This is a genomic window from Streptomyces sp. NBC_01006, assembly GCF_045162725.1.
Classification (GTDB): Bacteria; Actinomycetota; Actinomycetes; order Streptomycetales; family Streptomycetaceae; genus Streptomyces.
In genome coordinates, this window is the sequence record NZ_CP108700.1 from 8,333,208 (window position 1) to 8,353,409 (window position 20,202).

At 69.6% G+C, this 20,202-nt stretch carries 18 protein-coding genes and 6 pseudogenes; 10 read left to right on the top strand and 14 right to left on the bottom strand.

Going from position 1 to position 20,202, the window contains the following annotated elements; all coding sequences use genetic code 11:
- Window positions 1-476 precede the first annotated feature (476 nt).
- Together OG509_RS37955 and OG509_RS37960 are read right to left on the bottom strand one after the other, a co-directional pair.
- Window positions 477-848 (bottom strand): hypothetical protein, encoded by a 372-nt coding sequence (locus OG509_RS37955; RefSeq protein ID WP_406187863.1) that lies wholly within the window; start codon window positions 846-848, stop codon window positions 477-479.
- 94 nt (window positions 849-942) lie between these two features.
- Window positions 943-996: pseudogene (locus tag OG509_RS37960) on the bottom strand (hypothetical protein); the annotation flags it as partial.
- A gap of 9 nt (window positions 997-1,005) precedes the next feature.
- On the opposite strand from OG509_RS37960, the gene OG509_RS37965 reads away from it, so the two are divergent.
- Together OG509_RS37965 and OG509_RS37970 are read left to right on the top strand one after the other, a co-directional pair.
- On the top strand, window positions 1,006-1,137 hold the full coding sequence (locus OG509_RS37965; protein WP_406187865.1) for a hypothetical protein: 132 nt from the start codon (window positions 1,006-1,008) through the stop codon (window positions 1,135-1,137).
- A 75-nt stretch (window positions 1,138-1,212) separates the two neighbouring features.
- On the top strand, window positions 1,213-1,848 hold the full coding sequence (locus OG509_RS37970; protein ID WP_243339124.1) for a VOC family protein: 636 nt from the start codon (window positions 1,213-1,215) through the stop codon (window positions 1,846-1,848).
- 235 nt (window positions 1,849-2,083) lie between these two features.
- Here the strand turns inward: OG509_RS37970 and OG509_RS37975 are convergent.
- Window positions 2,084-3,459: pseudogene (locus OG509_RS37975) on the bottom strand (S41 family peptidase).
- A 129-nt stretch (window positions 3,460-3,588) separates the two neighbouring features.
- On the opposite strand from OG509_RS37975, the gene OG509_RS37980 reads away from it, so the two are divergent.
- Entirely contained in the window at window positions 3,589-3,762 is a 174-nt protein-coding gene (locus OG509_RS37980; RefSeq protein ID WP_406187124.1) for a hypothetical protein, read from the top strand.
- A 245-nt stretch (window positions 3,763-4,007) separates the two neighbouring features.
- Window positions 4,008-5,258, top strand: a complete 1,251-nt coding sequence (locus OG509_RS37985) for a YhgE/Pip domain-containing protein (RefSeq protein WP_406187125.1) — start codon at window positions 4,008-4,010, stop codon at window positions 5,256-5,258.
- Window positions 5,259-5,267: 9 nt separating this feature from the next.
- On the opposite strand, the pseudogene OG509_RS37990 reads toward OG509_RS37985, so the two are convergent.
- Both OG509_RS37990 and OG509_RS37995 read right to left on the bottom strand, forming a co-directional pair.
- Window positions 5,268-5,837, bottom strand: a pseudogene (locus tag OG509_RS37990) (FAD-dependent monooxygenase); the annotation flags it as partial.
- On the bottom strand, window positions 5,756-6,391 hold the full coding sequence (locus tag OG509_RS37995; RefSeq protein ID WP_406187126.1) for a Tn3 family transposase: 636 nt from the start codon (window positions 6,389-6,391) through the stop codon (window positions 5,756-5,758). The gene OG509_RS37995 and the pseudogene OG509_RS37990, both read right to left, overlap by 82 nt.
- 441 nt (window positions 6,392-6,832) lie before the next feature.
- Here OG509_RS37995 and OG509_RS38000 point away from each other — a divergent pair, with 441 nt between their 5' ends.
- From OG509_RS38000 to OG509_RS38010, 3 genes are all read left to right on the top strand, one after another.
- Window positions 6,833-8,233, top strand: coding sequence for a hypothetical protein (locus tag OG509_RS38000; RefSeq protein WP_406187127.1), 1,401 nt, complete (start codon window positions 6,833-6,835; stop codon window positions 8,231-8,233).
- 735 nt (window positions 8,234-8,968) lie between these two features.
- A complete protein-coding gene (locus OG509_RS38005; RefSeq protein WP_406187128.1) occupies window positions 8,969-9,418 on the top strand; it encodes a papain-like cysteine protease family protein in 450 nt (149 codons plus the stop codon).
- A gap of 10 nt (window positions 9,419-9,428) precedes the next feature.
- Entirely contained in the window at window positions 9,429-10,301 is an 873-nt protein-coding gene (locus tag OG509_RS38010; RefSeq protein ID WP_406187129.1) for a hypothetical protein, read from the top strand.
- A gap of 146 nt (window positions 10,302-10,447) precedes the next feature.
- Here the strand turns inward: OG509_RS38010 and OG509_RS38015 are convergent, their stop codons facing one another.
- Together OG509_RS38015 and OG509_RS38020 are read right to left on the bottom strand one after the other, a co-directional pair.
- Entirely contained in the window at window positions 10,448-10,801 is a 354-nt protein-coding gene (locus tag OG509_RS38015; protein WP_406187130.1) for a ribosomal protein L7/L12, read from the bottom strand.
- 72 nt (window positions 10,802-10,873) lie between these two features.
- Window positions 10,874-10,999: pseudogene (locus tag OG509_RS38020) on the bottom strand (IS5/IS1182 family transposase); the annotation flags it as partial.
- A gap of 1,138 nt (window positions 11,000-12,137) precedes the next feature.
- Here OG509_RS38020 and OG509_RS38025 point away from each other — a divergent pair.
- Together OG509_RS38025 and OG509_RS38030 are read left to right on the top strand one after the other, a co-directional pair.
- Window positions 12,138-12,782 (top strand): LysE family translocator, encoded by a 645-nt coding sequence (locus OG509_RS38025; protein ID WP_406187131.1) that lies wholly within the window; start codon window positions 12,138-12,140, stop codon window positions 12,780-12,782.
- 511 nt (window positions 12,783-13,293) lie between these two features.
- Window positions 13,294-13,398 (top strand): annotated as a pseudogene (locus OG509_RS38030) (helix-turn-helix domain-containing protein); the annotation flags it as partial.
- A gap of 77 nt (window positions 13,399-13,475) precedes the next feature.
- Here the strand turns inward: OG509_RS38030 and OG509_RS38035 are convergent.
- The 5 genes and pseudogenes from OG509_RS38035 to OG509_RS38055 all read right to left on the bottom strand — a co-directional run.
- Complete coding sequence (locus OG509_RS38035) at window positions 13,476-14,540, bottom strand: NAD-dependent epimerase/dehydratase family protein (RefSeq protein WP_406187132.1); 1,065 nt, start codon at window positions 14,538-14,540, stop codon at window positions 13,476-13,478.
- 126 nt (window positions 14,541-14,666) lie between these two features.
- Window positions 14,667-15,077 carry a nuclear transport factor 2 family protein gene (locus tag OG509_RS38040; RefSeq protein ID WP_406187133.1) on the bottom strand — a complete coding sequence of 137 codons (411 nt, stop codon included), beginning with the start codon at window positions 15,075-15,077 and terminating at the stop codon, window positions 14,667-14,669.
- A 5-nt stretch (window positions 15,078-15,082) separates the two neighbouring features.
- A complete protein-coding gene (locus OG509_RS38045; RefSeq protein ID WP_406187134.1) occupies window positions 15,083-15,493 on the bottom strand; it encodes a pyridoxamine 5'-phosphate oxidase family protein in 411 nt (136 codons plus the stop codon).
- A 36-nt stretch (window positions 15,494-15,529) separates the two neighbouring features.
- A complete protein-coding gene (locus tag OG509_RS38050) occupies window positions 15,530-15,787 on the bottom strand; it encodes a hypothetical protein (protein WP_406187135.1) in 258 nt (85 codons plus the stop codon).
- Window positions 15,754-16,699, bottom strand: a pseudogene (locus OG509_RS38055) (NAD-binding protein); the annotation flags it as partial. The gene OG509_RS38050 and the pseudogene OG509_RS38055, both read right to left, overlap by 34 nt.
- Before the next feature lie 146 nt (window positions 16,700-16,845).
- On the opposite strand from OG509_RS38055, the gene OG509_RS38060 reads away from it, so the two are divergent.
- Entirely contained in the window at window positions 16,846-17,292 is a 447-nt protein-coding gene (locus OG509_RS38060) for an SAM-dependent methyltransferase (RefSeq protein WP_406187136.1), read from the top strand.
- On the opposite strand, the gene OG509_RS38065 is transcribed toward OG509_RS38060, so the two are convergent.
- Both OG509_RS38065 and OG509_RS38070 read right to left on the bottom strand, forming a co-directional pair.
- Window positions 17,262-17,759: a hypothetical protein gene (locus OG509_RS38065; RefSeq protein WP_406187137.1), complete on the bottom strand. Its 498-nt coding sequence runs from the start codon at window positions 17,757-17,759 to the stop codon at window positions 17,262-17,264. The genes OG509_RS38060 and OG509_RS38065 overlap by 31 nt on opposite strands.
- The gene (locus tag OG509_RS38070) at window positions 17,756-19,009 is read right to left on the bottom strand and encodes a molybdopterin-dependent oxidoreductase (RefSeq protein ID WP_406187823.1); all 1,254 of its coding nucleotides are present in this window, start codon (window positions 19,007-19,009) and stop codon (window positions 17,756-17,758) included. The genes OG509_RS38065 and OG509_RS38070 overlap by 4 nt, the downstream gene beginning before the upstream one ends.
- Window positions 19,010-20,202 lie beyond the last annotated feature (1,193 nt).

Here is a 20,202-nt window from a genome sequence, read left to right on the forward strand (position 1 = left end):
GGCGGCTGCGCCACAGGCAATGTGCCAGGTGCCCCGGGCACGCCATATCACCTCACGCAGGGACACGAGGCCTGACCCTACGGCGTTGCCGGCCAAACGCCCGGAGACCGGCCGCCGGCGCATGTCATGGGATCGACGCATCTCGCAATCCGCAGGGCTTTCGGCATGAGCGGCCACCGCACGGCGAGCCGCCACACGGTCGGCGGGAGCAGACGCGGACGCGGACAGCACGGCCGGATCGTCGCACGCGAACGGATCTTTCATGAAGCGATGCGACCACACCGGCGACGGGACGGCAGCCTGCCGTGCTCCACTCGCCACTACAGCGAACGGCGAGGCTGAATCACGCCGAGCGGCCTCTCGGCCCCGGCTGACCTGTCCGGCCTCGAAATACCAGAAGCTGGGAGGTCCCGAGCGGGGGGTGTCTTGATCCATCCGACGACACGCGATTCACGCAGTGATGGCTCCTGCCGTGATCAGGGCCGCAACCCCCGGTAGGCCGGCCTCTCTTCAAGGGCGGGGCCGATGTGCTGGAGGAGCGGGCGCAGTACGTCTCCATTGCTCCGCGGTTGGCCTTTCGATTCCATGAGCGTGGGGCTGATCACGTGCCTGGCCGCGTGCCACATTGCGGCTTGCAGGATTTCCGGTCGGCATTGCGTCGCAGCGACTCCCGCCTTCTCCTCGGCGATCGCGGTGACGCCGAGCCCGCGGATGACACCGGCGAGCATGACCGCGTCGTCCGCCTCCAGCTGCACGTCGCAGCAGCGCACCTCGATGGTCGGGTAGCGCTCGGAGAGCCGGGCCTGCCAGTACAGCTGCCCCCGATCGGGGATCAGCCCGCATTCCACCAGCCCATCGGCCCGCGCCTTGTAGTCCGCGCCCCCCCCCCGCGAAATGCGGTGGTGGGCCGCTGACCGGCCAGCGGCCGAAGATGATCGCGCGCCAGCCGGCGAAGCCGGTGTCCCGCCCGTCCCACAGGGGCCCGTTCGCGGACATCGAAATCCTGTGGCAGCAGCGCTCGCCCCCCAGCGGCTGATCGAGCGGGTCGTGGGCCTCGACGAGGCGGCAGCGCTGCTGCCTGGCCTCGACCGGGCGTCCCCCGCCGGGATGACGATGATCGATCCGCTCCACGGCTGAATCCACGGCGGACGCGGCCTGGGGCGTCGGGCGTGGCGTCGGGATTTGTACGGGTTGTCGGGTGATGATGGCGCAGTGCGACTTGATCACGTGTCCTATGCGGTGGCCCGCGACAGCTTCGTCTCGACCGTCCAGTGGATCGGATCGGCCCTCGGCGCCGGGTTCGTCGACGGAGGCGTGCACCCGCGATTCGGCACCCGCAATTTCATTCTCCCGCTGAGCGGCGGCACCTACGTCGAGGTCGTCACCACACTCGACCACCCCGCCGCCGACCGCGCACCCTTCGGCCAGGCGGTCGCGCGCCGCGCCGCCGAGGGCGGCGGCTGGCTCGGTTGGGTGGTCTCCGTCGACGACATCGCCCCGGTCGAGGCCCGCCTCGGCCGCACCTCGGCCGAGGGCCACCGTGTCCGCCCCGACGGGTTCGACCTGAGGTGGAAGCAGATCGGCCTGCTGGAACTGCTGGAGGACCCGCAACTGCCCTACTTCCTTCAGTGGTCGGTCCCCATCGAGGAGCGCCCGAGCGCCGACCCGCGCACCTCCACCACCATCCACGGGGTCTCCATCGCCGGCGACGCCGCCTCCATCGCCGAATTCCTCGGCGAACCGGCCGACCACCCCCTCGACCAGATCGACGTCACCTGGGTCGAGGATGAGGAACCGGGCCTGGTCTCAGTAGAGTTCGCCACCGCCCACGGCCCGGTCACGATCTGACCAGGCCTCCCCGGCCCGCCTGCTGACAGACCTGGCGAACATGCCGACGCCCACTGGCCGGGCCGCGAACTCCCCCGAGGGCTGGTTGCTTCCCGGCGGTCGTCACCGGCCAGCACCTCTCCGCGGGCGTCCTTGGCCGCGTACCGGCCGACCTCCGCCCGTCACCGCCACCCAGTGGCAACGACGCGCCTGGCCGCCTTGCGGCCCTGACGCTCACCGTCGCGCCGCTCCTGAGTCAGCTTGTGGTGCCGCCGTAGTTCCGCAGGACGTTCAGAGCCCTCTCGAAGGCCGAGTCCTTCTTCTTGCCGAACTCCTCCTCGGTGAAGACCGGCTCAGTGAGGTGCGGCGCAATGCCCGTGCCGTCGAAGGTCCTGCCCGAGCGGGTCAGGAACTCCTCGTTCGGCAGCCAGGCCGACATGCCGTTGGGGAGCTTGCGCAGCATGACGTCCGAGAAGACGCCCTGTGTGGGCTGCCCGATCCGGACCGTCTTGCCGGGCCGCTCCATGAGGGCCTGGGTGAAGCTCTCCCCAGCACTGACGGTCGAGCCGCCGGTCAGCACGGCGACCGGCCCGGTGTAACGGGGGCCCTGGACGGGCTTGACATACGCGGGCTGAGGGCGAGTGTGCCTGGTGGGGTCGGCGGGGTTGTTGCGGGCGCGCTTGGAGTAGGCGACGTAGGGGGTGTCGGTGAGGCGCTCGGCGATGTGGATTCCCAGGGCGTCGGAGCCGCCGCCGTTGATCCGCAGGTCGATGATCAGGCCCTTGAGACGTTGGGTGCGCTCCTGGCCGAGCACCGTATCCAGCGCCCGGTCGAGCTCGGCCAGTTGGGCCGCGTAGGGGGCGCCGTCGCCCGCGTACCCGCCGAACCCGGAGATCCGCAAATAGCCCTGCCCGCCGGGGAGGTCGGCGTAGGTGATCCGCCCGTTGGCGAAGTCCTGGAGGTTCCGGGCGTCCTTGAGGTCGTGCGCCACGATGAACTTCTTGACCTTGGTGTCCAACTTCTCACCGGGCGGGACGGTGCCGGGGCGAACCTGTGCGAAGACGCGGTCGCCGTCCTGAACGGCAACATGGGCGTCGTAGAGAGGCTTGACCATCTCGCTGAAGACGGCGAAGAGCCGTCCTTGGTCATCTTCGCGTGCACCTGGGGCCGGTATTGGTCGCGTAGAGCGTGCCAGTCGACGCCCTTGGCGGAAAAGAAGGGGTAGTTCTCCTCGAAGGACTGCCAGAAGACGTCAAAGGCAGCAAGCGGACCCTTGGGGGCCGGACGAGTGCAGGCGTCGGGCAACTCCGCGATCCGGATCAGGTTCCGGTCGCCGACGGAGCCGTCCACTCGCATGGACGCGCGGTCGCGGCCTCCTGGGGTGCGCACGGTGAGGACAGTGCCGTCGGGCGCGGTGTAGGTGCCGGAGCCCGTCCGCTGTGCGGAGTTGCCCTTGAGGCAGCTGACGGCGGTGGTCTGGTACTCCTGGAAGGCTCCGTTCCGGATGGATAGCACTGTGCCGTACCCGTCCATGCGCCAGATTCCGTCGGTGGTCGGCTGTTGGGCGGTGGCGGCCGGCGCGGCTCCGCCGACGAGGGCCAGTGCGACGGCGGTGGCCGTGACAATACGCACGATCTTGCCTTCTCTGTAGGCGACTGCTCGGGACAAGCCCCACGGTCGCCGACACGGCGTTCCCCAGGCCATCCGGCTGCCCGGTTGTTCGGGGGTGGGGCCAGCCCCCACTACCGGCAGTACCCGGGAGTGGTCGGCCGCAGGATCCGGACCGCGCCGAAGGTGGTGGCGTCGCTCCAGGAGCAGACCGTCTGGTCGCCGTCAGGGCCGGGGGAGAGGCCGCAGCTGCTGGGCGTCCATACCCAGCAGTTCGCCCGCGGGGACGAGCAGTGCTGCGCCCTGGCCGGCTTCCTCGCTGGCTGAGCACGGCACCCGGGATGTTGGCCTAGTGCATCGGAGGGAGGCGGGCGGGGCGGGGCACGGGCACCGGGGGTGGGGGAGGGCATGCTGAGGTGTCGTCGGCCAAGGGCGTTCGCCCGGTCGGCCACTCGACCGCTGCCGCCGACTGCCGACTGCCGACTGCCGACTGCCGACCGCCGACTGCCGACCGCCTGCCACTGACCGCCGACCGTCGTTCGATCCCGCCCACCGGGAAGCAACGGAGACCCATGTCCGCGCCCGCCGCCCCCGAAGCCACCGCCGCGACCCTGCTGCGCCGCCCCCAGATCTGGGTGGTCCCCACCATCCTCACTGCACTCCTCGCCCTGCTGCTGTCCCTGCTCTACATGGGCGGCATCGTCAATCCCAACGGGCACCTCCGGGATCTGCCGATCGCTCTCGTCGACGACGACACCGGAGGGCAGGACCTCGGCGGGCGGATCACCGCCGCCATCGCCTCCGACACCGCGGGCGGAAAAGCCGACTGGCGCGTGATGACCCGCGCCCAGGCCGAGGACCAACTCGACTCGGGGAAGGTCTACGGCGCACTGGTGGTCCCGGCCGGCTTCTCGGAAGCCGTCGCCGCGCTGACCACGTCCGCGGCCACCCGCCGGCCGACCATGATCGTGCTCACCAATCCCGGCAAGGGCAGCCTCGGGTCCTCCCTGGCGAGCCAGATCAGCACCAAGGCGGCCCACAGCGCGTCGCAGTCCGTCGGCCGCCAGCTCACGCAGGCCGCCGGCGCACAGGCGAGCCCTACGACGAAGGTGCTGCTCGCCGACCCGGTCGACGTGGTCACCCAGGTCGGGCACCCCCTCGGCGCCCACAGCGGTTTCGGCCTGTCGGCCTTCTACTACACCCTGCTGCTGGTCCTGGCCGGGTTCATGGGTGGCAACGTCATCAGCAACGGCGTCGACACCGCCCTCGGCTACGCCGACAACGAGATCGGCCCGTGGCACACCCGGCGACGGACCGTACCGATCAACCGCACGCAGACGCTGCTGCTGAAGATGGTGATGACCGCGGGCATCACGCTGGTCAGCTCCGCACTGGTGATGCTGGCCTGCATCACGATCCTGGGGATGGACGCCTCCCATCTACCGCTGCTGTGGATCTACTCCTACTGCGCGGCCCTCGCGGTCGGCCTGGGAGTCCAGGCCATCAACGCCGCCTTCGGCGGGATCGGCCAGCTGGTGTCCATGTTCGTGTTCATCGTGCTCGGCCTGCCGTCGTCGGGCGCGACCGTCCCCCTCGACGCGGTCCCCGCGTTCTACAGGTTCCTGTCCTACTTCGAACCGATGCGCCAGCTCAGCGACGGCGTACGCGCGATCCTCTACTTCGACGCCCGTGGCGACGCCGGCCTCACGCGCTCGTGGATCATGATCGGGATCGGCATCGTCCTGGCACTGCTGTTCGGCTTCGCCATGACGACGTACTACGACCGCAAGGGCCTCAAGCGCCTCACACCCCAGCCCGTATGAGCTTGAGTTTCATCCACGCAGGTCGAAGGGTTCGCACCAGTCCAGCGACGGAGGGTCCCAGGCGTGGTGACGCAGGATCATACGTGCGGCAATCCGGGATGGTGTCAGCCGCATCGCCGTGTTCCGAAGGGTGACGGCCAGTGGGTGGGACAGTTGCTGGCCCATTCTCCCGGCCTGCCGGGCGGCCCGTGCGTCGGCCTGGCTGCGCGGTCGGCGCTGGGCGTCGTAGCGGGCGAGCGCGGCCTCGACGGTGGACTCGGCACCGAGGGCTGCGGCGAGGGTGACCGCGTCCTCCAGTGCCTGGCAGGCGCCCTGCCCGAGGTTGGGGGTCATCGCGTGGGCCGCGTCGCCGAGCAGGATGATCCGACCGACTGCGTATGAGGGGAGGGGAGTGCGGAGTTCGTTCACGTCGTGATGCAGCACGGCCTCCGCCCGAGTCGCGTTGAGCAAGGCGGGGATCGGGTCGTGCCAGGTGTGGAATCGTCGGCGCAGTTCGGTCAGTGGGTCGGGTTCGGCGAACCGCGTTCCCGCGGGGAGGCTGAGGACAGCGTGCCATGCAGCCTTCCCGTCGAGGAAGGCATCACGCAGCCGACCTCCCGGAACGCGGTGCAGGTGGAGTTCTTGTGTGCCCCGGAGCGCAGCCGCTTGAGCAGCGTCGAGGAGGAGATGAGGCCCTCGCGTACGGACACGGCCACCCGCATCGGGCGCCGGTACTGAGTCTCGATCAGATCCCAGTCGGTGACGTTTTTGCTCGCCTCCCCGAACAGTGAGTCGATGTGGACGTACTTGCTCTGCTTGGACGGGCGGTAGAAGGTCAGACCCTTCCAGTTTCTGATCCTGGGCAGCAGATCGATGCCCAGCAGGTGCGCCAAGGCGAAAACGGGCACGCTCTGGCCCTGGGTGTTGGCGTGCTCGGTGGGCGGCTTGACCTCGGAGGTGTTCTTGAGGAGGCCCTCGATGATGTGGACGGCCTCCCACACCCGCACGGTATGAAGTGCGTGAACAGCGTGAACAGCGCGATGTAGGTGTCCGAGACGTGGTGGTAGGCGATCCCGCCCGGACCGCGGGGCGAAGGAACCTGGGATACCGAGGCGTCCGCGGTGAACCGCTTCCGCAGCTTCATCGGAACGCACGGCTCAGACGGCGTGACTCTCACCCTGTGGGCCGAGACGGACGGTATCCGGCAACACCTGCGCACCTGGACGAAGGACCACGGCGAGGTCCGCGTCGACGGAGAAAGGGGGTTTACCCGGCGCCCGAGCCCAAGGAACAGGCGGCGGACATGCGGCGAGCCGGCCGGTCTTGAAGCGGTCGGCGCTCGCGGGCTGGAGGCCGGACTCGTCCAGGCGGAGGGGTCTTCCCACGGCTTTGGCAAGCCCAAGCCCAAGCCCACCCGGGCCTGGCGAGTTGCGCGGGCCGGCTGTCCGACGCCGGCCTGACCCGGGACAGCGGTCCTTCGGGGTCTTCCCGGCTCAGCCGACTCCGGCGACTCACGCGGCTCCCCCGGTGCGCGGGCGTCCGGTGGCCATCCGTATGATCTTCGCTTTCTCCCCAGAGAAGGTCGAAGAATAGCGATGCCACCCCGTAAATCCCCCGGCAAGTACGCCGGTTGGGTCGCCACTGCAGTCGCGGCGGTCCTTCTGGTTCCGGCGATCGGTTCACCCGCTCAGGCGGCTCCCGGAGACCCGGCGACCGCGTCCTCCTTCAACCTCAAGTCCGGACCCGACCTGAGCGGCCAGGTGGCCGATCTGAAAGCGGCCTTGCCCACGCAGGGCGTCCAGGACCTGCTCGACCAGGGCAATCGGGTCGCGAAGACGGGCCCGTCCTGCACCACGGACCCGTTCGGCTCGGGCGACGACGGCAAGGTGCTCGCTCCCGCCAGCAAGCTCTGCTGGGATCCCGGCGACTCCGCCACCGAGGAATGGATCCCCCAGGGCATGACCGGTGTCTCGGACGCCCAGACCGACGAGCTGTGGGGCTCGCGCAAGCCACTGGTCACCGCCTGGTACGACAAAGCCGGCGGCAAGGGCGTGCGGCTGTCTTTCCTCGACCCGCAGACCGCGATACCGGGTGACCCCGACGGCCGGCGGTACCGTCACGTCCTGCTGGTGGAGCCGTACTACAACAGCTACGGCCACGTCTCCTACAAGGCGGTCGACATCCACGCGGGCGGCATCGCCTGGTACAAGTACTACCTCTACGTCGCGGACACCCTGAACGGCCTGCGGGTCTTCGACATGCGTTCCATCCTGGACCTGAACCCGGACCAGAACGCATCGGTGGACGACACCACGCTGGACGGCCTGAAGAGCAACGTCCGCGACGAGACCCAGATCGGCCGGCAGAACAACGTCTACTACAGCTACACGTACCGGTACGTGATGCCGCAGGTGGCCTCGTACAAGTTCGCCAGCGCCCAGGGCAATTCCTCTGCGGCGACCTGCGTGGCCACCGGAGCGCCGAAGGCGTCCTACATCTCCGTCGACCGCAGCAACTCCGCCGCTCCGGCTCTGATCATGGGCGAGTACTGCGACTCCGACGACACGCACCCCGAGAAGGGCCGGGTCGGCGCACTGCCGATCGAGGACGCCACCGGCCTCCTGAAGTCGACCAACGGCGTGGTCGGCGCGACGGGCGCGTTCTACCTGCCCCGCGATCTCACCCAGGGCGCGGCACGCTACGACGGCATGTACTACTTCAACCGCAGCTGGACCACCCACAGCGGCAGCCTGCGCCGGGCGACCGTCTCCGGCGGCCGTCTGGTGGACTACGGCGCCAACATCACCAACGCCGTCGGTCCCGAGGACCTGTCCTTCGAGCACGGGCAGGGCGTGCCGGGCGGCGGTACGCAATACCTGTGGTCGCTGACCGAACACCGCATGGACACCACGGACCCGACCTGCACGGACCCCGGCTCCCCCTGTGGCCGGGTGATCTACGCGCACCGTGTGACCGACATCCTGGCTCGGCCTTAACCCACCGCCGCGGCCGCCGACACGTGGGCGGCCCGGCGTCGGCCGGCGAGGGCCGGCCCGTCCTTTCGCGGTGGTGGCGGCGGCCTTCACCACGAAAGGACGGGCCCGGAACACCTCTCCCGTACGCCGGGCCGCCGTCGCCCCCGGGGGGCATCTTGCCGCGACTGGGTCGGGCCATCCGTGCACGGGCCGCCCCATGCGCCGGCGCCGGTGCCAGTCGCGCCGTTGGGCGGCGGGCAGCCGGGCCGAACTCGGTGGGGATTCACCCGTGAGGGGCCCTTGGTTCCGGTGCCGAGCCCGAGCTGTGACGGAACAACAGCTGTCCGTCGGCATGGTCTTCGATGGCGAATTGGTGGTGGGGGTGTGGAGGGGGCAGCGGTTTCGTTTGAGGCATCCAGTCGTCGGTTAGGCCGTGTTCGGCGGCGCCCGGCTTCACATCCGTGTACCACGGGATAACGCCCGCCTCAAACGGAACAGCCGTTAGTTGCATGATTGCATGACAAGTAATCAGTAGGGGTTGAATTAATGTGTAGGCCCTATGCCTTCGGAACGCTGCGCTGTCATATTCGCATCAGATCGCCCCGCTCATCTCGTTGCACCCATCAGGGGGAAGGCAGGAACATGGGCAAATTCAGGTATGGAACCACGGCGTCGGCCATCGTGCTGGCTGCCTTGGGATCGCTCGCGGCCGCGGGCGGCACGGCTCACGCGGAAGCGGGCCAGGACACCATCACAATGCTGAAGCAGGAAAAGACCCAGTGGTGCTGGGTCGCCTCCGGGCTGACCATCGCCAAGTTCCAGGGTTTAGGCTCCACACAGACGGATTTCTGCAACAGGGCCCAGCCCTACTACGGCTGCAACAACCAACCCGCCACGCTCGACGACATGGCCAGGGGCTGGAGCAGCCTGGGCATGGCCCACACCGGCTCGGGCCTGAACAGCGCGGCCACGTTCAATCAGGTGTACACCGACGTCAAGGCGGCCCGGCCGATCGGCGCCCGCATCGGGTGGACGTCCGGTGGCGGCCACATGAACGTGGTCTACGGCTTCGACACGTCGAACAACACGATCGCCGTGGCCGACCCGTGGCCGGACACCACCACGTACACGTGGTGGAACTACAACGACTACGTGAGCAACAGCTCGTCCAAGTGGACCCACTCCCGCATCGGTATCTCCCGCTAAGGCAGGCGACATGCGCGACACCGAAATGTCCAGCAAGCGGATGGGCTCTCGCTTCTCCCGCCTGTCCATCGTCATCGCACTGAGTGCATCCGCACTGCTGTCCGTCGTCGGTCCGGCCCATGCGGCCCCGGCCAAGGACCCTCTCCCGGCCGACATCCCCGACTATCAAGCCGCCCTCGACGCGGTGAAGTCCACCGACGTGCGCAATGCCGTCTGCCGTTTCCTGAGCACTCCGGTGCCCACCGGCGGCGCCGGCGGGCCGGTGCAGACGATCCCCGAAACGGCCGAGCCGTGCCAGGGCCTCCCGGTCTTCACGATCAAGGACCCGCTGGCACGGAACGAGATCACCCCCGGGTTCGTCCAGGGCACCGCCAAGCCACTGCCCACCGAGGCGGTCAAGCTGACACAGCTGGTCTCCTCGCTCAGCACCACGGTCAACGGCCGCAACGTAACCGTGATGCTCGCCCCCACTCAGGGCGGCGGCTGGCACCTGGCAGCCATCCGCGACGGCGACATCGACGCCACATACGCCGGCAAGGCCACTCTGGGCACGCTGGTGTTCACCGAGCCACAGATCCGCGGCTGGTACCAGCTCAAGCTCACCACCGTCGAACCCCTCAACGACGAGGCCCGGCAAGGTCTTGGCGGCCAGGCATCGGTGTCGCTCAGCGACTACCAGAAACTGGTCAAGGCCCGCTACGCCGACAAGCTGCCCGGCTCGGAGTACGACACCAACGGCTACTCCAGCGGCTACAGCTCCCAGCGCAAGGCGGACGACGCCTCGCCCTCCACCCTGCTCCTCGCCGGCGGTTCAAGCGCGGCACTCGCCCTCGCGGGCGGGGCCGCCGTGCTCCGCCGGCGCCGGCGCGCAGGCACCTGCTGAGCCCGACCCGTACGCGCTCTCGCCCCGTCCCGGCAGCCAGCCGGGACGGTTCGGGGGGATTGGCGGGTGGTGTTTACGGCCCGTCTGGTATGCCGAGCGGCGCGGTGAGCCGCGACTGCCAGCTCTCAGACCGAACTGGGCCCACCTCAGATCGCCGCGGGTGGGCAACTCGCCCAGCAGATCTCAAGGGGCCATGGCTCCGTGTACCGCGCCGAGTTGAGGGGGAAGGCTCCCCGCCTGATGGTGCGGCCGCAGCAATCGCAGAGCAGCGTGGTGTGGGCGCCTGCGTCCTCAAGGATCCGAGCCGCCTCGTCAGCGGCTTCGAGCCAGCCGGGTGCCTTGATCTCTACGGGTGCGCTGGCGAGCAGAAGTTTGCTGTTCCAGAGGCTGAGGCCGGTGACCGTCCGTATCGCACGGACTGCCTCCACTTTTCGGTCTCCTGCTTCTGCCAGCAGCACACGGAATCCTGGCTCTTCCACACACCCTCCCCGGCCATCCACGAGCTGTCCGGTAAGTGAACCATCACCGTAACTGCTGAATGTCGTGGGCGGGTGGACGATAGGCCCAGCAGGCTATCGCCGGACCCGGATCAGGATGGCGGCGAGGTGGAGAGCGGCTTGGTAGGTCATGGCGAGTTTGTTCGTTCGCATGGCCAGACCTCGCCACTGCTTGAACCGGTTGATGCATCGTTCAACGGAGTACTTCCACGCGATGGCCTCAAGAGCGCGACGGTGGTCGGCTCACCGCCGTCCTCGGATCGGATCGGCCCGCCTCAGCGGCTCGATCCGGTCCCACATCGCATCAGTGATCACTAGTCAGACAGTAATATCTGATCAACCGACCAACCCGCCAAAGAGGCACGCTCTAGCTGCGTGACGTGGTGTCACGGCGTTAGGCCGGAAGGACGCGCGCCGGCCCGCTCGGCGAGCTTGTTGTTAGGGCGGCTCAGGGTGGCGAGGGGCAGAGCCGCCTCACCTCATTCGGCGGACAGGTGTATCGCCTTTGCTCCTCACCTGCCGGAGCGCACCGTCGGCGCACGCGCGGGCGCGCACGATCATGCACACGCTCCCCAGACCCGGGCGCGGTAGATCAGCTTGCAACTGCTACGCCTTCGCTGCCCCAGCGGCGCAGTTGGCGCCCGACCCGCGCGAAGAAGACCACAGGCAGGCCATCCAGCGTGCCGTCCACGCCCCTCGGGATTCCGGAGCCACCTTACCTGGCGCCGCCACGACACTTGTTGCGGCGCCAGCTCAGCCGCATCGACTGCCCTGACCTGCGCGGACAGAAACCGCGTGCTCGCATGGCCTCAGAGAACCCTTCTGTCAGGAGTGCCGCGCGCGGCTCAGGGTGGCCCAGCAGATGCCGGCACACCCGGAGCCTGACTTGAGTAGAGCCCTGTGACCGATTCCACGAGCGCTGCGTGCCTGCCTGGGGGACGCTTTGGGCGCCCAGCCCCAAGCGGCGGTGAGGAGGCCGTCCCCGACCCGAGTGGCTCTCACCCTGCCTTCGAGCCGATGCCCGCCCGGGCCGCCGAATCCATCCCCGGTTCCGGCGTCCTGGCGTGTGGCCTCGCAGCGAAGCAGAGGTTCGACGGTTCTCCAGACATCTTGAGATGTCTCGACGGAGGTGCGTCTTGGAGACCGCCTTTCAATCTTGGTCGGCTTCAACTGCGAGCTCAGCACCGGATGTCGTCGGCGGGCCAGGAACGGGGCCGGGGGTGGGTGCATGAGGACAGCGAGCAGCAAGGCCGTACTCTGCAGACGGCAAGACCAGGCGCTGCTGATGCGGCATAGCCGTTCGTATCAGGTGCCCGACGAATGACCAGGAGGTTGACCGGTGATCACTCTGACCGCAGTCGCAGGGGTGGCCCTGGTCGAACTGGGCATGGCCCTGACTCCGGGACCGAACATGATTCACCTCGCCTCTCGGGCCATCACCCAAGGTCGCAGGGCGGGCCTGGTCAGCCTCAGTGGGACCGCCGTGGGATTCGTGTGCTATCTGCTGGCGGCGGCTGCGGGCCTGTCGGCGTTGTTCGCTGCCGTGCCGATGGCGTTCATGGTGGTCAGGCTTGCTGGGGCCGCCTATCTGGCCTACCTCGCATGGGGCATGCTCAAGCCCGGCGGCCGCTCGCCATTCGCCCCGGCCCAAGACCTGCCTCCGGTCTCTGACGCCCGCCTGTTCTCGATGGGGCTGCTGACGAACTTGCTCAACCCCAAGATCGCTCTTATGTATGCCGCCCTCCTGCCCCAGTTCTTGGACCCACAGGGAGGCCCGGCCTGGGGGCAACTGCTCCAGCTCGGTGGGGTGCAGATCATCGTGGGGATCTCGGTGAACGCTCTGATCATGTTGGGCGCAGCGCGGGTGTCGGGGTTTCTGACTGCCCGTCCTCGTGCCATGGCTGCCCAGCGGTTCACGGCAGGTGGCCTGCTCGGCGTCTTCGCGCTGCGCACCGCGCTGTCCCGTACCCCTGTCTCCGCCTGAACCAGGCCCGCGTCACTGTGACGCCAGACTCGGGCCCCGTCACGCGCTCCCCGGGGCTGTCTTGTTGGTGGACGGGTGTCTCATGAGACACATCAAAGTCTGGAGAACGACGGCCACCGCGCGATCCTCTTCACCCCCGCAGGCCACGGCGGTCGGCTGCTCCTGCAGAGCCGGTGCGGCTCCCTGGTGCATGACCGGATCCCCACCTGGTCGCCGCCGCCAAGCAGCTGCCCGAGGGTCTGGTCTTCGAAGGCGAACTCGTCGTCTGGGACACCGCAGCCGCCCCCTGTCCTTTGAAGCCCTTCGACGCCGGGCCGCCGCCCGCGGCCGCACCGCTGGCGCCGAAGCCCCCGATGTTCTTCATCGCCTTCCACGTCCTCCAGGTCGACGGCTGGAAGGCCCAACGAGGTCTGAGGCGCGCCGTTCCCCGCCCTGGCCTCGGCACGCTGCCGGAGAGGAGCTGATCGGCACCTGGCGCGACGCCCGGGAGCGGAACGAGTTCGCCAGGCTCTTCTCCCGGGAACGGCTCATGCGCGAGGTCTGAGGCTGGGACTTCGGCGACCTGTCCACGGTGACGGTGCACGTCCCCAGGCTCCGGGCCAAGATCGAGAAGGATCGCCGCTTCGAACTGACTCTCCCCGTAGCTGTGTAGGCCGTGCGGATCCGGCCGAAGCGGTCGGCCGGATCCCGGGATCAGCCGGTCACGCCCGCAGACTCGCGCTGGCCGGCCCGCGCGAACTCGGTCATGCCGTCGACGAAGCCGACCGTCGGACGCCAGCCCAGCTCCTTGCGCAGGCGGGCGGAGTCGGCGGTGATGTGCCGTACGTCGCCGAGGCGGAACTCGCCCGTCACCACCGGGGCGGGTCCGCCGTGCGCCGTGGCCAGCGCGGTGGCCATCTCGCCGACCGTGTGGGGCTCCCCGCTGCCGGTGTTGTACACGGCGAGTGCGCCCGCCCGACGGGCACCGACCGCCTCCAGTGCCACCGCATTGGCCGCGGCCACGTCCGTGACGTGGACGAAGTCCCTTCGCTGCGCGCCGTCCTCGTAGACCCGGGGTGCCTCGCCCCGGGCGAGCGAGGAGCGGAAGAAGGAGGCGACCCCGGCGTACGGGGTGTCGCGCGGCATGCCGGGCCCGTACACGTTGTGGTAGCGCAGCGACACCGCCCGACCCTCCACGCACCGGGCCCAGCTCGCCGCGAGGTGCTCCTGGGCCAGCTTCGTCGTCGCGTACACGTTCCGCGGATCCGTCGGCGCGTCCTCGCTGACCAGGCCCGGCGCGAGTTCGGCTCCGCAGTCGGGGCAGCGTGGTTCGAACCGGCCCGCCGTCAGGTCCTCGGTCCGACGTGGCCCGGGGCGTACCGTCCCGTGCCGTTCGCACGTGTACCGGCCCTCCCCGTAGACCACCATCGACCCGGCGAGCGCGAGTTCCCGTACCCCGGCGGCCGCCATTTCCGCCAGCAGCACCGCCGTCCCGAGGTCGTTGCAGCCTACGTAGCCGGGGGCGTCGGCGAAGTCCTTGCCGAGGCCGACCATGGCCGCTTGGTGGCACACCGCGTCCACTCCGCGCAGCGCGGCCCGGACCGCCTCGGCGTCCCGTACGTCGGCGCGCACGAACTCGGCGTCGGGCAGGGGCGGCGTGCCGGGGTGGGCGGCGGGCAGCAGGGCGTCGAGGACGACGGGCTCGTGCCCGCGGGCCGTGAGGGCGGTGACGATGTGGGAGCCGATGAATCCGGCCCCTCCGGTGACGAGTACGCGCATGCTCCGGACGCTACGCAGTGCGGAGCTTGCGGAGGGTCTCCCACGCGTGCACGTAAGACTTCCGTCATACGGGAGCGGCGGGAACTGCGACGGGGGCGTGACGGCCGGGTCGCTCCAAGCGGGACGTCAGTGGTGACCGAGGTGGTCGTGGTCCTTCCAGATGCCGTTGCCCGGCATGTCGAGGCGGGCGGTGAGCGGGCGGCGCCACGGGGGAGTGGTGGTGGGCTCGCCCCAGTAGTCGGTGACCCGGGCGGCCCGGCCGTCGCGGAGCTCGGCGATGGTGACGTTGCGGTAGAGGCGGCCGTCGCCGTAGTCGCAGGTCCATTCCACGACGATCACGTCTTCGTCGAGGCGTAGCCGTCGTCCCACTTCGAGCGTGAGCTCGGGGAAGTTCCCCTCGACCTCACCGATGAGCTTGCTGCCGCGGACGACCTCGCCCATCTGGGGCCATTGCCGCTCGACCTCCGGGGCGAGCGGCACTCCGAGGATGTAGGCGAGGCGCGTGTGGCCGTTCGATTCCGGTGTCGGCTCGTTCATGGCCATCAGTCCTTCCTGTCTGGTGGTCGGCGGACCGGATGCGGCGCGTGTCGTGGTGCGCCGGAGCCGTCGACCACGCTGCCGATGTGGAAGCGGACCCGGCGGCCGGTGCCGCCCTCATCGTCGTCGGAGCCACCATGAGACCACTCCACCACCGCGGTGCCGGACAGGTGCACGGTGCGCCCCGTGGCGAAATCGGCGAACAGCAGGGCTGCGGCGCTGTCGGCGGCCAGATTGCCGAGGCTGTTGAACATGTTGTTGCCCGGATGGTCAGGCCACCAGAGGCGGTCGCCCTCGATACGGACGAAACCGGGCGGCCCACCGCGGTGCGAGGCGTCCCTGCCGCGCTCCGGATGGGCGGTGCCCAGGAAGAAGGTGTCGGCCGCACGGATGAGGCGGGCCTGATCGGACGCCAAGGAGGTGGCGTACCGCACCGGGTGGCCGTTCCCGTCCTAGACGGCACCGGCTCCGGGTAGGAGGTGACGCTGCTGGATGTACTGGGGACAGCTGCCGTACGCCTGATCGACTTGGAGTGTGAGGCCGTCCTCGTCCGCGGTGGTGAGCGTTCCGTTGACCCGGAAGCGACGGCGGGTGGCGAAGCCGATGGCCAGCAGGCCGACCGGTTGACCGGGCGGGAGCCCGTGGAACGGGTCGTCGGCGGCGGGTGCCGTGTGTCGGCGTGCAGGGGGTGATCGCCGGTCGTCGCCCACGATGCCAGCGCGAGTGCGGCCACAGCGGCGACCATTCCGGCCATCGACCAGCGCAGCCGACGGGGGAACAAGGAAGCCACGGGGAGGGCTCCCGTGCCCAGCCTGGGCCTGGCTTGGGACGCGTCCGTGTGGGCGACGGTCTCCAGGGCCCACGATGCCCCGTCCTGTCGCCGTGGCCACGGCCCCGTCGTCGGGCAGCAGTTGCGGGCCGCGGTCCCCGCTGGACTCGGCGCCCTCCGCGCCGGCCGGGTCACTCGTCGTCGCGGAGAGGAGGGCGAGGGTGCACAGTCCCGGATCGGCCACCTCGCCCCTTCCCGGAGGCGTACGCTCCACCGCTCGCAGCAGGAGGCCGTCGGCCTGGACCACCTTGCTGGTACCGGCGACGGCGCTGGCCGCCAGAGCGGGGGCCGTGGTGTCGGCGTCCGAGAGCACGGTCGTCGAGGAGTCCAGATCCCGCAGGTCGATCCCGGGCTCAGCCACCATCGCGGCTTGGTCGAGGAGTTCTTCCAGGTGCTGGCCGAGCTTCCGGTTGTACAGCCGGATCACGAGCCGCAGCCTCGGGTTGAGCCGACGCGCGACCAGAGCCGCCCGGACGTTGGTGTCGTCGTCCTCGTACACCAGGGCCAGAGCGGCGGCCCCGGCCACCCCCGCCGAGGCCAGCACCTCCTCGTCGGGCTCCGCCGCCTCCAGGACGCACGGCTCCCGCGCAGCCGGCCGCTCCCCGGCAGGGTTCCGCAGCCGCGTGAGCGGGACCCTGCCCAGCAGGCCGCGTCCCGGTGCGCCGGGTGCACGGCCCACGCTCGGCTGGGCATCACGGCCGGCAGGCGCAACGAGCGTCACCCGTTCCTTGTAGACCTCCTGCAGCTCGGAGGCCGGACGACGGGCCAGCCCGTCGTCTCCGCACACGACCACAGCGTGCTCTGTCCCTGTGCGATGCGGAAGGCTGGTCCTTACCCCTGGATCTGGAAAGGTGGTGTGCCCGGGCGGACGCGGCCGACCGGACCGTGCTGCGGCGGTGCACCGGCCGGGTGCTGGACATCGGGTGCGGCGCCGGCCGTATGGTCGAGGCACTTGCGGGGCGTGGCCACTACGTCCTCGGTATCGACGTCTGTCCTGTCGCAGTGATCACGACCGCCTGCCGGGGCGGTTCTGCGGTGAGCAGATCGGTCTTCGACCCGCTCCCCGACGAGGGTCGGTGGGGAACGGCGCTGCTGATCGACGGCAACATCGGGATCGGTGGCGAGCCCCGACGGCTGCTGCACCGGATCCGGGAGGTCGTGGCTCCGGAGGGTCTCCTCCTGGTGGAGACCGCTTCCGGTGAGGTGGACGCGCGGCGCCGCGTCCGGATCCACCCCGGCCACCGGCCGGTCAGCACCGTCTTCCCCTGGGCCGTGGTCGGGGCCACTGCCCTCCGCCGTCACGCCATGGCCTCCGGGTGGACCGAGGCCGAACGGTGGACCAGCGGGCGGGGACGTCACTTCGTCGCGCTGCGCGCCTGCCGCTGAGCGCGGCTCCGGCCCCATGTCCGTACGATCAGGACCATGGCCGAGGCGGCGAACAGCGCGGCGGTGATCAGCAGCCACCGGGCCAGGAAGCCGTCCGCCGGGAGGGCGGTCGCGGCGGTGTAGTGCCCGACCTGTTCCAGGATCAGCGGCCACCAGACCAGCAGCAGGACACCGGAGACGAACCCGGGAACGCGGACGTAGTTGACGCTCACCGGTGGCGTGGACCGGCCGTCGTCCGGGCCCCGGGTGAACAGGGCCTGTGCCGCCCGATCGGTGAGCGAGTACAGGGGGAGCAGTACGAGGTCGTGGAGGAGGGCCGCGCCGACGAACCACATGGCCACGCCGACGGTGTCGCCCTCGAACAGGCGCAGTCCGGCGTAGAGGGCGAGGGCGAAGGAGACCAGGACGAGGAGCAGGTGCAGGGGGGAGGCGCCGTAACGACGCCGGAATGCCGTCGGGGCGCTCATGCGGGCTCTCCGAAGGTCAGGCGGGTGACCCACTTCGTGTTGTGGACCCCCGGAGCTCCCGCGACGATGGCCCGCGCCGGGTAGCCGTGGTCGGCGGAGAGGACGGCCCCGTTGACGCGGACGGCCAGGAGGGATCGGCTGTCGCGGACCTGGTGGTCGCTGAGCACGGCAGACCTGAACGAGCCGCCACGCTGCACCGATTCGACGAGGACCTCGGGCGTGTTCACGCCGAGCCCGACGAGGGCGGCCAGATCGGTGAGCCGGACTCCGCCCCACCGCTGGTCGGTGGTGGACCAGCCCTCCACACAGGCGATGGGCAGGGCCGACTCGTGCTGCGTCATGGCCAGGAGCTGCCCGTACGTCAGGTCGACCTGACGCCCCGGGCCGCGTACGGTCAGCCGCCAGGCCGGCCCGACGTCGCTGGGCCGGATGCCGACCGACGCGGCGGTCTTGTTGATCTGGAACCCGTTCGGGCCCGAACCCGGATCTCGGCCGTGCGGAGCCAGGAGCGCGGTGTTCCGCCACCATCCGCCGATGCTCTGCCCCGCCGTGACCACCAGCAGGGCCACCGACCCGAGCCCCACCATGGCCAGGGCGCCCCGGCGGGAGATGGTCGGCGCCGCGGGGCGGGGCGAGACCAGCCCGCCCGCTTCCTCGCTACCCGCCGCAGGCTCCCCGAGTCGTGGTCGTACGGCCCGTAGTGCCCTGGGCAGCCGGAAGGCCACATGGACGACGAACGCGCCGACGAACACCCAGGCCCCGTAGAAGTGCAGGGTGTAGAAGGAGCCGGGGAAGATGTAGTGGAGCTGGACGTTGAGGATGCCGGTGACGAACTCGAAGCCGGCTCCGCCGACCAGCAGGAGCAGGGACAGCCGCTCCAGAGCGTGGCTGATCGAGCGGATAGGTGGCCACTCGAACAGCTTGGGAATGACCGACCACAGCTTCGCCAGCAGGACGGGCACGAGCACGATTCCCAGCGTCACGTGGATGCCCTGGGTGAGCCGGTAGAGCCAGTACGGGGAAGTCGGCCACGAGAAAAGGTAGAAGCCGAGCCATCCCTTGTTCGGCGTCTGGTCGTTGACTGCCGCGAGATCGGGGTTGTACGCCGCGTACGACAGCAGGCCCGTCACGAAGAGCACCGAGATCCCGAACAGCAGGACCAGCCCGAACACCGAGGTCAGCCACGGACTGCGGAGTGGACTGCGCCAGAACTCCGGACGAGTCGGCCCCGGGGGCGGGCCCGCTTCCAGGGCCGTGCTCCCGGCCTCTCGCAGCCGCGTCAGCGGACCGGACCGGACCTTCGGTGGGGCCGGCTTCCGGGCGCCGGGAGCCCGACCGGGCGGAGGCCCGGCTGCAGGAGGGGCGTCAGGCTTCTCCGACTCCTTGCCCGTTGGCGGTGGCACGTTGTCCGGCTGGCCCTGCCCGATGCCACTCGTGCCCATCGGGTACCTCCGTCGACGGCCGATTTCTGCTGTTTCTTTCCATTTCGCCAGCTAGAAGAACATGCCGCACCGATGCCGAACCTGCTCCGGCGACACGCCAAGTGGGGGGAATCCCTGCCGAGCTCTCACGGGGCGAGGCCTACGTCGAGGCTCTTGTGGCCCATCCATTCGGCGACGTCGGTGATGGGGATGCCGTGAGGGCGTCGTACGGGGTGCGGGCGTCGAGGTTGTATGCAGGTTCTTCGTCTCCTGGTGGTACAGCAGTTGGACCCATGCTGACCAGGGGAAACGGCGGTTTGTGGGTCCCTTGGAGGGGGCTGGTCCGAGAACGGTCCGGATCTTGGTCCGGACGGTCCTGGGGTGCCCAGCGTGTCCCCGGCGCTCGCCGGACGAAGATGCGAGACGGTCTGCCCCACAAGACGCCCGGGATCCTCGCCCCCTTCTCTGACATCCATCAGGCTGCCGAGGACCCGATCACGTCCGCATTGAGGGTGAGCGGACGACCCGGGCCCGAGGCTGTGTTCGTCTTACCGCCAGGGTGCCTGGGCGCGCTGTGCCTGCCGGTGTGCGGAGGCGGCGTCTGTGCGTGCCATGAACAGGAGGTGGGGGAGCCGCCAGGCTGCTCGGGTATTCCACCAGCAGTGGGCGTCGGGAGAGAACGCGGGCTTGGGGACGTTGCCGATGACTTCTTGGTGGACGGCTGGAGAGTCATGCCACTCGGTGTCGCCCATGCGCGGTCGCCATCGCACCGGCCGGCGCCGGTACGGCTCGAGAACGGTGAGTCAGTCGCGCTGCAGATCCACCGGGCCTGCGACAGGGGTCTGCGTCGTCTGATGGGGCCGCAGCCGACCATCCCCTCACCGCAGCAACTCACGCTCACCCTGGCGGGCCGAAGGCTGATCCTCGAGCAAGACGACGGCACCGTGATCGCCCGCGCCGATGCGACGGCATCAGGCCGAGGTGCCGGGCACCGCCGGTGCGGGTGGTCCGAGGTCGATCAG

What these genes read in the sequence shown, in the direction of transcription:
- OG509_RS38005 (WP_406187128.1), top strand. Translation starts at nt 8,969, where the DNA reads ATGCTGAAGCAGGAAAAGACCCAGTGGTGCTGGGTCGCCTCCGGGCTG.
- OG509_RS38035 (WP_406187132.1), bottom strand. Translation starts at nt 14,540, where the DNA reads ATGCGCGTACTCGTCACCGGAGGGGCCGGATTCATCGGCTCCCACATC.
- OG509_RS38040 (WP_406187133.1), bottom strand. Translation starts at nt 15,077, where the DNA reads ATGAACGAGCCGACACCGGAATCGAACGGCCACACGCGCCTCGCCTAC.
- OG509_RS38000 (WP_406187127.1), top strand. Translation starts at nt 6,833, where the DNA reads ATGCCACCCCGTAAATCCCCCGGCAAGTACGCCGGTTGGGTCGCCACT.
- OG509_RS38060 (WP_406187136.1), top strand. Translation starts at nt 16,846, where the DNA reads ATGGTCGAGGCACTTGCGGGGCGTGGCCACTACGTCCTCGGTATCGAC.
- OG509_RS37985 (WP_406187125.1), top strand. Translation starts at nt 4,008, where the DNA reads ATGTCCGCGCCCGCCGCCCCCGAAGCCACCGCCGCGACCCTGCTGCGC.
- OG509_RS38010 (WP_406187129.1), top strand. Translation starts at nt 9,429, where the DNA reads ATGCGCGACACCGAAATGTCCAGCAAGCGGATGGGCTCTCGCTTCTCC.
- OG509_RS38065 (WP_406187137.1), bottom strand. Translation starts at nt 17,759, where the DNA reads ATGAGCGCCCCGACGGCATTCCGGCGTCGTTACGGCGCCTCCCCCCTG.